The sequence below is a fragment of the Legionella genomosp. 1 genome (assembly GCF_900640215.1).
Classification (GTDB): domain Bacteria; phylum Pseudomonadota; class Gammaproteobacteria; order Legionellales; family Legionellaceae; genus Legionella_C; species Legionella_C quinlivanii_A.
The window spans coordinates 343,415-356,980 of record NZ_CAAAJH010000002.1 but is presented as its reverse complement, the minus strand read 5'-3'; the positions used below and the strand labels follow the sequence as shown (position 1 = coordinate 356,980).

Here is a 13,566-nt window from a genome sequence, read left to right as displayed (position 1 = left end):
TAATTTTTCCGAATTTAAGCTGTTTTAGGAGTTTTGATTTCCTCGCTCAACTCATTAAATGACGGTCTGTCATTATTGAATAGAACCTTTCGCCCAAACTCCAGTGAAATAATAGGGGGGTTATTATGCAGGCTTGCCAGAATGATTACTTTAATGCAATTCAGCATAATTTGTGTTTGATTGGCCCGCTGCTCCATTGCTTGTGCTACAGGCCCGATAAAACCATAACCCAGCAAAATACCAAGAAAAGTCCCTACCAGCGCCTGTGCGACCAGAACCCCTAGCTGCGCGGGGGGAAGGTTAATCGATTCCATCGTGTGCACTACGCCAAGCACGGCGGCAACAATACCAAAGGCGGGCATGCCATCGGCGAGCTTGGTAATCGCATTCACCGGGATCATCTCTTCCTGGTGATGCGACTCTATCTCAGCATCCATCAGTGATTCAAGTTGGAAAGGCTGCAGGTTGGAAGTGATTATCAAACGAAAATAATCACAGATAAAACTGACAATGTGGTGTTTCGCCGCAATTTTCGGATAATTACTAAAAATTGTACTGTTCTGTGGATCGTCAATATCCGCTTCGAGTGACATCAGGCCTTCCTGCCGGGCTTTATTTAGCAACGCATACATCAACCCCAATAAATCCATGTACACTGCTTTAGGCGCTTTCTGGCCTTTGAATGCAGCAGGAAGGGCTTTACCAATCGATTTCAACACCGCCGGGCTGCTTCCCACAATTAACGATCCAATCGCAGCACCAGCAATAATCAGTAATTCAATCGGCTGAAAAATTGCCTTTAAATGACCACCAGCCATCGCGAACCCGCCAAAAACACTTGCCAGAATAATCAGATATCCAACTAAAATCAGCATATAGTTCCTTATTTCAGGTAATCGTATACCACTTTCCCGTAAGGTAATACCAAGTCACTCAGAATATGTACTGCATTTACGACTTTCTTTACCGGTAATAAGGCGATCGGGGCCAGGGCATGATGGAATAGTTCCAGCTGAGCAGGTCCTGACCAGGCCCCTTTGATGACCACGTCCTGCAGTTCATATTCAACCAGTTCACAGATTCGTGTAGTACCATCCACATGAGGAACGAGTTTCAGCAAATAGTTAGGACTGACCATTGAACTATGAATTTTCCTATGGTCAAGGCTTTCGTATTTATAACCCATAGTGGCCGTTGCGATACGTGTGGTTTCATAGTCAAGAATTCCCATTAAGGTTTCCTGGACTACATACAATTTGGGATTAGCCAGTTTCTTTGGAAAGCCCCATATTTCGCGTCCGGCGGCGATCGGCGGCAGATCATCAAGATACATGGCATGGGTGTATCCTCCCTTCCTGCCTTTGAAGCTCACCGGAATGACTTGTCCCGATTCTGTATAATCTCCAAAGCCTGTAGAGTCAGGCATGCGAATGAATTCAAATTTAACCAGCGGCTCGGTTACTTCAAGGGGGGCCGGAACTACTTCCCTTAACAGATCAATGTCTGTTTCATAGGTAATGATCAAATATTCACGATTATTAAATCGATAAGGCCCACGCGGATAGGCGGGACTCGCTAAAGGCATTGCAAAGGCCTTGTCTCTTACTTCAGATTCCTTCATGTTAAACTCCTTTTACTGTAAGGGCTTACTCCATAAACCAGCCATGACTGACTACAATGGATTGACCGGTCAGTGCGTTTGTTTCAAATGCCGCAAGGAAAAGAGCTGTATTGGCAACGTCATCAACAGTTGTAAACTCCCCATCGACGGTTTCTTTCAGCATGACATTTTTAATCACTTCCTGTTCGCTGATTCCCAATTCTTTGGCTTGTTCCGGTATTTGTTTATCCACCAGCGGGGTTCTCACGAAGCCTGGGCAGATGACATTGGAACGAACACGATAGGCAGCGCCTTCTTTGGCCACGACCTTGCATAAACCCAAGAGGCCATGCTTGGCAGTCACATAAGGTGCTTTTAATTTGGAGGCTTCTTTGGAATGGACAGAGCCCATATAAATAACACTGCCGCCCTCACCTGAAGCATACATGTGTCTCAGGCAGGCACGGGTGGTTAAAAATGCACCATCCAAGTGGATGGCCAGCATTTTTTTCCAATTGGCCAATGATAATTTATCGACTGATTCAATAATCTGAATACCGGCATTGCTTACCAGAACATGAATCTTGCCAAACTTTTTGACAACCGATTCGATTCCTTCATCGACTTGCTGCTCATTCGTTACATCCATAGCGACTGCCATTGCTTCGCCGCCTTTTGCCTTTATTTCGCTAACGACCTGCTCTGCCTGATCCAGATTTAAATCGGCGATGACAACTTTTGCGCCTTCACTTGCATAAAGCAGTGCGATTTCTTTTCCAATTCCGCTGGCGGCCCCGGTAACAACAGCAACTTTATTCTGAAGTTTCATAACACAATCCTTGTAAAATGGTCTGTGAAGAAGTATAGCAGTAATTTGAATTAGCGCATCCATTCAATAACTTAATTTGTTACCCGGATTGTAGTGGGACAATGGCTATGTTAAAACCAATGATGTAATTGAATGATTAATCAGGAGCACAAATGGACTGGATGATGGTTATAGAACACATTAATGAAGACCAGGCTTATTTATACATGATAATTCGGGCGGCAATCCTTTTTTTGATCAGTACGATAATTTTGCGCTACGGAAATCGACGTTTTAATCTACAAACCTCGTTTGACTATCTTCTGTTAATCATCCTGGGGGGATTAATCAGCAGGGGTATCAATGGATCAGCTACTTTGATGTCCACTCTGGTAGCTACATTCAGTCTGATGCTGCTGCACCGGATTATCGCCATGCTTACTTTAAATTTTGAAGTATGTGAACATGTTTTGAAAGGGCGCTGTTATCTGCTCTATAATCAGGGCGAGTTTCAAACGGATACGATGAACAGGCTTCATATTACCCAAAATGATTTGATAGCCGAAATGCGCCGACAGTTAAACACTGAGGATTTTGCCAATATTGAAAAAGCGTATCTTGAAAGAACGGGCTCAATTAGTTTTGTATGCAGGAATTCTGCCGCTACAAAGAAGAGCTGAATATCTGTGAAAGCAGATTTAAATTTCAAAAACCGCTGCTTTCACAGATCATATCGAAACCTGTTAAGGCGTGGCGTGACAAACAGTTGAACTAACTCTTCATTCTACAATCGTATTAGTAGTAATAATAACGATTATAGTAATAACGTCTATCCTGTTCACGGCCTATGTGATGTCCAACCAGAGCGCCCGCACCTGCTCCAATGGCAGTTCCCCAGGCATCTCCACCTGAGACGGCATAACCAAGACCTGCTCCCGCAGCGGCTCCGGTTGCGGTTCCTACTTCAGTATTAGTACAGGCGGTCATAAGGGAAGAAGCTCCTGCAAACACTAGAATGGGTAAGGTTTTTTTCATGATGTTTCCTCATCTTTTTAGATTCCTTCTTTATCATAATAGCTCAAATTTAACCATATTGATTAAAACTTGTATTTCAGACGGATTGAAGAAATCTTGAGAAAAACTAATTCCCCCAGTAGTATTGGCAAGATTATTCCTAAAAAAATGAGGATATTATGTTTCGAGGTAGTATAGTTGCTTTGACCACTCCCTTGCTTGACGACAAGGTCGATATAAAAGCCCTGCGCGAACTGGTTGAATTTCATATTGCCGCAGGAACCCATGCCATAGTCGCAGCAGGAACCACCGGAGAATCGGGTACCTTAAACAAAGAAGAAAAACATCTGGTGATTAAAACGGTAATTGAGCAGGCACGTGAGCGCATTCCGGTGATTGCGGGAACCGCTGCCAATGCCACTCGAGAATGTATTGAACTGACACGCATGGCAATGGAGTGCGGCGCTCATGCCGTCCTCATTATGACACCGGCGTATATCAAACCGACTCAAGAGGGTCTCTACCAGCACTATCGCCATGTGGCTGAGAATGTTGCCATTCCTATCATTCTTTATAATGTTCCCGGGCGTACGGCCTGCGATCTTTTGCCAGAAACAGTGGTCAGACTGGATAAAATATCGAATATCATCGGTATTAAAGAAGCCACTGGGCAAATGACTCGTCTGCAGCAGATTCTTCGTTTGTGCGAATCTCGCATGGATGTATACAGCGGAGATGACGAAACCGGCGCGCGCTGGATGCTGGCTGGTGCCAAAGGGGTTATTTCAGTAACGGCCAATGTTGCTCCGCGATTAATGGCTAAAATGTGTGATGCTGCTTTTGATGAAGATCAGGCGGCTTGTCTTCGCTATAATGACCAGCTGATGCCCTTACATAAATTATTATTCTGTGAAGCGAACCCGATTCCAGCAAAATGGGCTTTAAGCAAGATGAATTTGCTAAAAAATGAATTGCGCCTGCCATTGACGCCTCTGTCTGAAAGTTATCATGAGGAGCTGGAGAAAGCGCTTCAGGAGCTTCAGTTAATTTAAAATGAGGTTAGGGTGTGTTACTTTTAAGTGTCAAACAGGCTACACTAATCGCTGACTCAAAAAATGTAATCGCTGTCCTGATATTTGCGTTTATTGATTGTACGTAGGTCAGAAAGTTCAAAAATTGTTGTTTTTTCTTTAAGTTAATGGGGATAGTTGTGAAAAAATGCTTTATAGTTATGGTAATAATGGTGCTGCTTTCTTCTTGCTCACGCTATGCCAGTAATGGTGAAAGTTTGTATTTAAGGAGTCAAAATGGACCATCACTTAACGTACCATCGCCCCTGACCAGTGATAATATCAGTCATTTTTATGATTTGCCTGATCAAAAACAAAATGCAGTAGTCAGTATTGTTCCGCCAATAGAAGCGGGTGCACAAGCAGGCTAACAGAGAGGGTTGACGAAATGTCCAGTGAATCTAGCGAATTAACAGTGATTCAAGAGCTGTCCAAGCGTATGGTGGAAGCACAGCGTAAAATTCGTATCCTGGACAGTATCAAATGGGATGATACGATCAAAAGGGAGTTTTTTGAAAATAAAGCCCGAAAATTGCCTCTGGTTGATAAAACCTACTATGATAACAAGCCGCTCCCCTTTGATGTGCAGGAAAAAAAAGAAGAGTTCCGGCTAATCCTGCGCGACTCCAATAATAGCCTGGGTCAATATTCTCCTGTAACTCGATTAATCAAACGCCAATGCGAAGAATACAGCCGCGCGGTGGAGATGCTGGCGGTGCGAGGCACCCCGGCCTTCAGTGAAATTGCGATGGAATTATATGGCAGCCCCAATGATGTGTTTTATTCAGGCGGTCCGCGCCTGTCCGAACTGGGTACTCTGCTGTTTGATGTGTTAACTGCTCTCGATGTTCAATTACAATCCGATGCGGACTTAAAGCGTCATACACCATTCCAGGCTCAGCAAATTCTGGAGACCCGTTTAGGCTCTTATTTTGACCAGCATCCCGGTAAAGTGACAGTGGTTGTCAGTGATGACATGGTCGCTGATGCCTCAGCGGGCGCCGACAATATCAAATTAAGCCAGCATGCTATGTTCAGCGATCGGGATTTGAAATATCTCGAGGTGCATGAAGGCTGGGTGCATGTCGGTACTACCCTGAATGGTTCCATGCAGCCTTATTGTTTTTTCCTGTCCAAGGGATCTCCATCCAGTTCGGTTATTCAGGAAGGACTGGCAGTCATTACCGAGATTGTGACATTCTCTTCTTACCCTGGCCGGGTACGCAAGATTACCAATCGGGTAATCGCGCTGGACAAAGTGCGCCAGGGTGCTGATTTTCTTGATATTTATCGTTATTTTCTCGAGTGTGGTCTGACAGAAGAGGATAGTTATAATCATGCTGTGCGGGTGTTTCGCGGCAGTACGCCCACTGGCGGACCATTTACCAAGGATTTATCCTATTCCAAAGGCTTTGTTCTTATTTATAATTTTATCCGTTTTGCTATCAGCCAGCAGCGGGTTGACGCAATTCCGCTGTTATTTTGCGGCAAACTGGTTTTGGACGATATCCCTCTGTTGAGAGATTTACGGAATCATGAACTTTTAGCCCCTCCGGTCTATCTGCCGCCACCTTTTCGTGATTTGGCCGCTTTAAGTGCCTGGATGAGCTTTTCATTGTTCCTCAATAAATTCAGTCTGGCGGAAATTTCCAAGGGGTTCAGCTTCTTGCTGGGCTAATAATTATCAAGGAGATTACTATGGGATTATTAGTAAACGGGCAGTGGCAGGATCAATGGTATGATACCAGTAAAAATAAAGGCGAGTTCAAGCGCGAGAATGTTAAATTTCATCAGGTGATTAGTCCTGATCCAAAGGCTGAATTTCCCGCCGAGGCGAAGAGATATCATTTATACGTCTCTTTAGCATGCCCCTGGGCTCATCGAACACTGATTTTCAGGAAGTTAAAAAAACTTGACTCCCTGATTGAGGTGTCGATAGTTCATCCCCATATGCTGGAAAATGGCTGGGAATTGAAGAGCGGCCTGGGTGCTACGGGCGACCGCTTATATAATCTCAAATTTCTTCATCAACTCTATACCAAGGCTGTTCCAGATTATACAGGCCGGGTTACAGTGCCAGTACTTTGGGATACCCAAAAAGAAACGATCGTTTCAAATGAATCGGCAGAAATCATCCGTCAATTTAACAGCAGCTTTAATGCGCTGACAGGGGATACGCAGGATTTTTATCCTCAGGCCCTTCGCGCTGAAATTGATCAAATCAACGAACGCATTTACCACACAGTCAATAATGGCGTATATCGCTGCGGCTTTGCCACGTCACAGGATGCTTATAAGCAGGCATTTCTCGAGTTATTTGATACGCTTGATTTTCTGGAGTCGCATTTATCAGGCCGCGATTATCTGGTTGGTGAACAATTAACAGAAGCGGATTGGCGGTTATTTACGACGCTGATTCGTTTTGATGCCGTTTATTTTGGGCACTTTAAAACCAACCGTCAGCGGATTATGGATTATCCTCATTTATTTGCCTATCTTAAGCGCTTGTATCATTATCCTGGAATTGCCGAAACGGTGAATTTTGAACATATCAAGCAACATTATTATTTCAGTCACCGCATGATTAATCCGACCCAGATTGTGCCTGAGGGTCCGCTTCTTTATCTGGATTAATTCGTAAGTTCTATGTTTTAATAAGCATCATTTTTATTGAGAGACGAGAAATGACCTTCGTAATTACTGAAAGCTGTATCAAGTGCAAGTACACAGATTGTGTTGAAGTTTGTCCTGTGGATTGTTTTTATGAGGGCCCCAATTTTCTTGTGATTAATCCTGATGAATGCATCGATTGCGCGCTTTGCGAGCCGGAATGTCCTGTGGAGGCCATAAAGTCTGAAGATGACCTGGCGGATGAAGAAAAAGAGTTCAAGGAATTGAATGCCGACCTATCCAAAAAGTGGCCTAATATTACTGTGAAAAAAGACGGTCCTCCAGATGCAAAGGATTGGGAAGATGTGAAAGATAAGCTTCAGTATTTACAAAAAGACTGGTGAGTACTATTTCGATTAACAGCGATCCCATTGCTCATTGTCGACGGCTTTTTAGTGAAAATGGCAGATTAACAACTGCCATTCCCGGCTTTGTGGCAAGAACTGCGCAAATAGATCTGGCCGTTGCTATTGCAGAGAGTATCGAAAAAAGCTCAATACTGATTGCTGAGGCGGGTACTGGAACAGGAAAAACCTTTGCCTATCTTGTTCCCTGTCTGTTAAGCGGTAAAAAAACACTGATTTCTACAGCCACCAAAACACTGCAGGATCAATTATATCAAAAAGATTTGCCCAACCTGATTAAAGCCTTAGGTCTATCGCTGCAGGTTCAGAACTTAAAGGGACGAGCCAACTATATATGCCGGCATCGAACCGAATTGCATGCTCAGGAAGGACGTTTTTCACATCCGCAGGCGGTACATGATTTAATCTTCATCCGCGAAAAGCTGCCCTTACTACAGTCTGGCGAACGTTCTGAATTACCAGAAATTAACGAGGATGCCGCCGTCTGGCCCTATGCGACATCAACAGCGGATAATTGCCTGGGCAGTGAATGCGAATACTATAAAGACTGCTTTTTGGTAAAAGCCAGAAAAAAAGCATTGGATGCTGATTTGGTGGTGATTAATCATCACCTGTTTTTTGCTGACTCGCAACTGAAAGAAGAAGGCTTTGGCGAACTGCTGCCAGGAGTAGAGGTGGTCGTTTTTGATGAAGCGCATCAACTCGCTGAAATAGCCGCTTTGTTTAATAGTGAGCGATTTAGCACCAGACAATTAATTGACGCAGCCAATGAGTTGATGCTTGAATGGCCGGTTCTTGATCTGCCCAATCAGCCTTTCAAGGAACTGACTATTGAACTGGATAAAACAATTGATCAATTGCTTTTAGCCATTGCCAGGGAAGACGAAAAAATGCCTTGGGAGCAGGTTATCAGGCAGCCGCTCTTTAAAAAATCCTGGGATTCTCTGCTGACCATTCTGGATGATTTCATCACGGCGATTGAGAAGTCCGGGAGTCAGGAGCAGAAAGGAATTGGCAATTGTCTGATGCGATTAAAAGAGTTTAAGTCACTCATTCTGCGTATCAGTGATAGCAGCCAGCCATTTATCCGCTGGATTGAACGATTTAAACACAGTCTCACCTGCCATGCGACTCCTTTTGAAGTGGCTAAGTCGTTTAGGAAATTAATCAGCCGGCAACAGGCGGCTTATATTTTTACTTCTGCTACCTTAACGCTTGAGTCTTCGTTTAACTGTTTTCTTAAACCACTGGGATTAGAGAATGCTGAAACAATGATTCTACCTAGTCCATTTAATTATCAGGAACAGGCTTTATTGTATTTACCCAGGGATTTGCCCGATCCAAAACATAGTCGTTATTATGAGTCTTTGCTGGAAAAAGCATTGCCTGTTATCAATGCTTGCAAAGGCCGCTGTTTCTTTCTGTTTACCAGTCACCGAGCGCTGAAAATGGTTGCTCAGTTGCTTGGCAATACATTAAACTACCCGCTGCTCATTCAGGGAGACGAGGCCAAACCAATACTATTGGCCCGCTTTCGCCAATTGGGCAATGCCGTGTTGTTAGGTACGGCCACTTTTTGGGAAGGGGTTGATGTGAAGGGCAGTGCGTTGTCCTGTGTCATTATTGACAAATTGCCCTTTGCCAGCCCTACGGATCCGGTGATTCGTGGCAAGATGGCTTACCTGAAATCACAGGGCTTATCCGGTTTTGATGAGCTCTCACTTCCCAATGCGGTACTGGCATTGAAGCAGGGCGTAGGAAGGCTAATCCGCGATATTGATGATCGAGGGGTGTTAATGATAGCTGATCCTCGTCTCACAGGCAGGGATTATGGAAGGCAAATATTTTCCAGTTTGCCCAGTCTTCGTAAAACTCGCGATGAGCAAACCGTATTAAGTTTTATTGAACAGTTGGCATTAGATGAAGAAATTATTGAGCATTGATACGTCCACTACCCATGCGTTTGTAGCACTCAGCATTGACGGAAGTGATGCCGTAATTGAACAAAGCGTTCAACGAAAACATGCTCAGACTCTGCTGCCTATGATTCAGCAATTGCTTGCTGAGCATGAGTTCAGCCTTAATCAGTTAGATGGTATTGTGTTTGGACAGGGGCCAGGAAGCTTTACCGGCTTAAGAATTGCCTGTGCAATAGCCAAAGCTTTAGCTTATGCTCATGATCTGTCTTTATTTCCTGTAAGCAGTCTTCAGGCCATTGCCTGGAATGTACGTCATTCTGGAGCCCTTGACAGCAAATGCCCGGTTATAGCGATGATTGACGCCAGAATGCAGCAGGTTTATTGGGGGTTTTTTAAGGATGAGTCGGCGGCAGAGGAGCAGGTTTCTGACCCTGGTGAAATCCATCTGAATTCTGAAACACCAGTCGTTATAGCAGGTATTGGCTTTGAGCCCTATTTGCCTCTTATGCCGGAAGCCACTCGTAAAATTATTAGCAGGCAGGTTGAAGCCTATCCTGATGCCTTGTCAATGATTCATCTGGTTCAGGCGGGGAAGATTGTGCCAGTGGATGTCGCAGCAGCCGCCCCGGTTTATATCCGCAACAAGATTACTCAGTAAGGAGTCTCAATGGATAAACGTTTGCTTGAAATTCTGGTTTGCCCCTTATGCAAGGGCAAACTGATTTTGAAAGATGAGGAATTAATTTGCACTTTTGATCGAATTGCCTATCCTGTCCGCGGAGATATACCGGTTATGCTAGAGCAGGAAGGGCGGTTAATCCCCCTGGAAGAAAAGGAGCAGTTGTGAGTCCTGATTATCATGTCATTATTCCCGCACGGTATAGCTCATCAAGGCTTGCAGGCAAACTGATGCTGGAATTGGCCGGTAAAACAATTATTCAGAGAGTGTACGAGCAGGTGCTTCTGGCACAGCCTCGTTCTGTTATTATCGCCACGGACCACGAGTTAATTGCCAATCATGCGTCTGGTTTCGGAGCTCGGGTGATGATGACTGATAGTGCTCACCCAACGGGCACCGATCGCCTTGCCGAGGTAGTTAAAAAAAATAATTATCAGCCTCAGGATATCATTGTGAATGTGCAGGGGGATGAACCCTTCATTCATCCTGAGTTAATAAAACAGGTAGCCGCCAGTTTACAACAGGCTGAAACGCCAATGGCGACTCTTTGCTGGCCGATAGAAACCAGCCAGCAATTAAATAATCCCAATGTGGTGAAAGTCGTTCGCGATCAATTTAATAACGCCCTGTATTTTTCGAGAAGCGCGATTCCTTTCAACAGGGATAATCAGGATTCATTGGAGCATGTGTTTCGCCACATTGGCTTATATGCCTATCGATCTTCCTTTATTCTTGATTATGTCAAATGGCAGCCTGCTCCTCTGGAAGTGGCGGAGTCACTAGAGCAGCTACGTGTTTTGTGGGCAGGTCATAAAATTCACATAGAGCAGGCCTGCGTAAAACCCAGACAGGATATTAATACCCGGGAAGATTTCGATGCAGCCTGGCTGATGCTTGAATCAGAGTAACTTTTAACCCGCTACGTACCGCGACTTGTGTGTACAAAACCGTCTTTGCGAGCGTCAGTGAAGCAATCCCGATCCTAAATTGTCCTGATTTCGATCTGGATTGCTTCACTTTGTTCGCAAAGACGCAGGTTGGTTGTTTGGTTCTATTTATGCAACAATGCCAGTCAGGCCGCTGGAGCTGTTGCTGCCAGCTCCGAGGACATTTCATTGCCCAATGCAATCAGGTTTTTCTCAGTCTCGCAAGCGCCGGGAGTCGCATAAAAGAATTGGTGCTTATTGTCTCGTTTGGCAAAATAATCATAGGTACCAATTGCGGTGGTTTGTAGTGGCCTGAGCACATAAGTTCTAATCCATTGCGTAAAAGAATGACGTGTGCCGTCAGAATAATGTTCCATATTGCCATTATGAAGATGGTCATTCACATGTTTTATTAAAGCCTCCCTGTATTGCCTAGGATTAGTCAGATGAGGGTTGATGCTGATGTAGCTATTATTTTCCTTAATAAAGAGTAAGCGAATATTAATTAATTTCATGATACGGCGATCGATTTTGTCATACATGTTACTCTCATCATCACTGAATTCTTTCTTTGCAAGACACAAAGCAGGATTTTGAGCGAGGTCAGCCAGCATGGATTGCTCTTCTTCATTGCAAAAATTCCGCATTTTAGGGCTGTATTTTTGCAAAAGACGAATAATCTCTTTATCCAGGGCATTAATAATTTTAATGGAAGCCTGATAAGTAGGATGCTCCAGGCGTTGCTGGATAATTTTCGCCTGACGCTCCAGAGAATTTCTATATTGGATATCATAATACAGTTCATCACGATGCGATTGGAGATTGCCAAGCCAGGCTCGTATTTCAGCACCCCCTGTCGTGTCCAGATTCCTCCAGTGCGTATCCAAACTCCTCTTCTGTCGGGCCATTGCCAGATAGTGCTGTTCGAGCAATGGTTGACAGGGGTTAGTTTTACTGTACTGGGTGTAACCGGAATGAGGAGCATAATAGGCCTCATAAAGCTGCTGAAGATCTGGCTGCCATTTATTCTTAATCAGCTGTTTTACGGCACTTACGTGCTTCTCTAATTTGTTTGCAATGTATTCGGCATGCATTCTTAGCACATAGAGTGGTTGTTGTTGCTGCAAAATTTTCTCGCAAAATGAACGGGCTTCTGAAAGTTCGAAATCGACCGTTACCTTATCCCTGATTACTAGTAAGGCTTGATTCGTCTCTTGAATGCTCTGACTAAGCTTATGAAAAAGCAGTTTCTTTTGAGATTCATACTCAAGACTAAGCTTTTGCTTGAGCATCGAGTGTTCTGGCTGGTACTGCTCCATCAGCCTCTCAATTTTCTGAAGTGCCTGTATACAGGTTTCCTGCTGTTCGCAAATGGATTGCAATCGTTCCAATGCGGACAGCGATGGCGCTAGCTGACTGCATTGCTGCTGATAGGTTGCCAGGATGGCATCGACTTGATTTGACCATTCATTCAATTGAGGCCGCTTTGTTCTGGCTTTAGCAATAATCGGTTTTTCGCTGTCTTCACTGCTAAAAAGTCTGAGCCGCTCATTCAGGTCCCTGGAAAACTCACTGAGTTCTGCGGGTAATTTCAGGGCATGCGCTTTAATCGTTTGTTCATTTTGTTCAGTGAGTTGGCTTAGCATGTCAAATTCCTTAATAGCTTGAAGAGGAAAAGCAGCAATTTTAGCGTTCAGATGATGCAGCGCGACTAGCTGCTTTTTTAAAGTGACTATGGATTCCTGGCCTTGCCAGTAAAATAGATTGGTAATCAATTCACTGGTGTTTTGAGAGGCTGCTGTTTTCATAAACCAGCTCTTTACTCCAAGATGAGCATAAACTGAACGCTCTAATGTCTTGACAGTTTCCATATTCAGACCGGTAGTTTTGTCTTTGAGTAAGAGAAAGGTATCATTCAGAAAATTAATTAACTCTTTGGTAAGTTTGATACTGGTCGGATCTTTTCTATTCCCGATCCTGAGTATAAAAATGCTTAGAAAGAATTTGTCCAACTGCTTTTGAAGCGCTTTGGCTGCCCACTCTCTATGATCCTGCAGTTCATCATTATTATTGGTATCAGGGAATACTTGCGCGAATCGCTGTTCTATTGCATTCTGCAGGCTAGTACGCTGGATTGCCAGTTTCTGTAGTTGCAGGATGGTCTCAGTGATTTCTTTGATGAGAGACTGATGGTAGGCAGGGTGATCAATTCGGTTTCGATAGTGCATCAGGATTTGTTCAATGAGACTATTGGCTTTGGCTGTCATTTTCTGAAAGGCAGTGACGTACTGATTTAAACTGAATTCTCTATCAGCCACCCTGGAAACAGCATCTTCCAGCTTAAGATTGCTATGTATTTTTGCAAGGGAGTGGAAGTGCTTCATTAATTCATCAATTTCAGCAGATTGGCTGTAGTTTTCTTCGGTATCTGGGGAGAGAATAATGACTTGTCTTGGTTTTTTTGAGTTATTTCTGCGCATTTGGAAGCTCAAGACTCATTCAAGTAATCCCAAAT

At 44.1% G+C, this 13,566-nt stretch carries 15 protein-coding genes; 10 read left to right on the top strand and 5 right to left on the bottom strand.

The window, feature by feature from the left end; genetic code table 11:
- Positions 1–14: 14 nt before the first annotated feature.
- Genes motA through E1O89_RS03730 form a run of 3 tightly spaced genes read right to left on the bottom strand, consistent with a single transcriptional unit; the run spans position 15 to position 2,429 of the window.
- On the bottom strand, positions 15–875 hold the full coding sequence (motA, locus tag E1O89_RS03740; RefSeq protein WP_112220301.1) for a flagellar motor stator protein MotA: 861 nt from the start codon (positions 873–875) through the stop codon (positions 15–17).
- An 8-nt stretch (positions 876–883) separates the two neighbouring features.
- A complete protein-coding gene (locus E1O89_RS03735; RefSeq protein WP_133138995.1) occupies positions 884–1,621 on the bottom strand; it encodes an acetoacetate decarboxylase in 738 nt (245 codons plus the stop codon).
- A gap of 25 nt (positions 1,622–1,646) precedes the next feature.
- Positions 1,647–2,429 (bottom strand): 3-hydroxybutyrate dehydrogenase, encoded by a 783-nt coding sequence (locus E1O89_RS03730; protein ID WP_133138994.1) that lies wholly within the window; start codon positions 2,427–2,429, stop codon positions 1,647–1,649.
- A 152-nt stretch (positions 2,430–2,581) separates the two neighbouring features.
- Here E1O89_RS03730 and E1O89_RS03725 point away from each other — a divergent pair, with 152 nt between their 5' ends.
- Positions 2,582–3,088 (top strand): YetF domain-containing protein, encoded by a 507-nt coding sequence (locus E1O89_RS03725; RefSeq protein ID WP_133138993.1) that lies wholly within the window; start codon positions 2,582–2,584, stop codon positions 3,086–3,088.
- A gap of 115 nt (positions 3,089–3,203) precedes the next feature.
- Here E1O89_RS03725 and E1O89_RS03720 read toward each other — a convergent pair whose 3' ends face one another.
- Complete coding sequence (locus tag E1O89_RS03720) at positions 3,204–3,443, bottom strand: glycine zipper domain-containing protein (RefSeq protein WP_133138992.1); 240 nt, start codon at positions 3,441–3,443, stop codon at positions 3,204–3,206.
- Between the two features lie 158 nt (positions 3,444–3,601).
- Here E1O89_RS03720 and dapA point away from each other — a divergent pair, with 158 nt between their 5' ends.
- The 9 genes from dapA (at position 3,602) to kdsB (ending at position 11,033) form a co-directional block, all read left to right on the top strand.
- Positions 3,602–4,474: a 4-hydroxy-tetrahydrodipicolinate synthase gene (dapA, locus tag E1O89_RS03715; RefSeq protein WP_133138991.1), complete on the top strand. Its 873-nt coding sequence runs from the start codon at positions 3,602–3,604 to the stop codon at positions 4,472–4,474.
- Between the two features lie 179 nt (positions 4,475–4,653).
- Entirely contained in the window at positions 4,654–4,863 is a 210-nt protein-coding gene (locus E1O89_RS03710) for a hypothetical protein (RefSeq protein WP_233013551.1), read from the top strand.
- Between the two features lie 17 nt (positions 4,864–4,880).
- Positions 4,881–6,170, top strand: coding sequence for a flavohemoglobin expression-modulating QEGLA motif protein (locus E1O89_RS03705; protein WP_133138989.1), 1,290 nt, complete (start codon positions 4,881–4,883; stop codon positions 6,168–6,170).
- A gap of 20 nt (positions 6,171–6,190) precedes the next feature.
- A complete protein-coding gene (locus E1O89_RS03700) occupies positions 6,191–7,126 on the top strand; it encodes a glutathione S-transferase family protein (RefSeq protein ID WP_133138988.1) in 936 nt (311 codons plus the stop codon).
- A 50-nt stretch (positions 7,127–7,176) separates the two neighbouring features.
- On the top strand, positions 7,177–7,506 hold the full coding sequence (fdxA, locus tag E1O89_RS03695) for a ferredoxin FdxA (RefSeq protein WP_112220308.1): 330 nt from the start codon (positions 7,177–7,179) through the stop codon (positions 7,504–7,506).
- Positions 7,503–9,470 (top strand): ATP-dependent DNA helicase, encoded by a 1,968-nt coding sequence (locus E1O89_RS03690; RefSeq protein ID WP_410054753.1) that lies wholly within the window; start codon positions 7,503–7,505, stop codon positions 9,468–9,470. The genes fdxA and E1O89_RS03690 overlap by 4 nt, the downstream gene beginning before the upstream one ends.
- Positions 9,448–10,104 (top strand): tRNA (adenosine(37)-N6)-threonylcarbamoyltransferase complex dimerization subunit type 1 TsaB, encoded by a 657-nt coding sequence (tsaB, locus tag E1O89_RS03685; RefSeq protein WP_133138987.1) that lies wholly within the window; start codon positions 9,448–9,450, stop codon positions 10,102–10,104. The genes E1O89_RS03690 and tsaB overlap by 23 nt, the downstream gene beginning before the upstream one ends.
- Positions 10,105–10,113: 9 nt before the next feature.
- Positions 10,114–10,293, top strand: a complete 180-nt coding sequence (locus E1O89_RS03680) for a Trm112 family protein (RefSeq protein WP_133138986.1) — start codon at positions 10,114–10,116, stop codon at positions 10,291–10,293.
- Positions 10,290–11,033 carry a 3-deoxy-manno-octulosonate cytidylyltransferase gene (gene kdsB, locus E1O89_RS03675; RefSeq protein WP_133138985.1) on the top strand — a complete coding sequence of 248 codons (744 nt, stop codon included), beginning with the start codon at positions 10,290–10,292 and terminating at the stop codon, positions 11,031–11,033. The genes E1O89_RS03680 and kdsB overlap by 4 nt, the downstream gene beginning before the upstream one ends.
- A gap of 164 nt (positions 11,034–11,197) precedes the next feature.
- Here kdsB and E1O89_RS03670 read toward each other — a convergent pair whose 3' ends face one another.
- A complete protein-coding gene (locus E1O89_RS03670; protein WP_133138984.1) occupies positions 11,198–13,531 on the bottom strand; it encodes a hypothetical protein in 2,334 nt (777 codons plus the stop codon).
- Positions 13,532–13,566 lie beyond the last annotated feature (35 nt).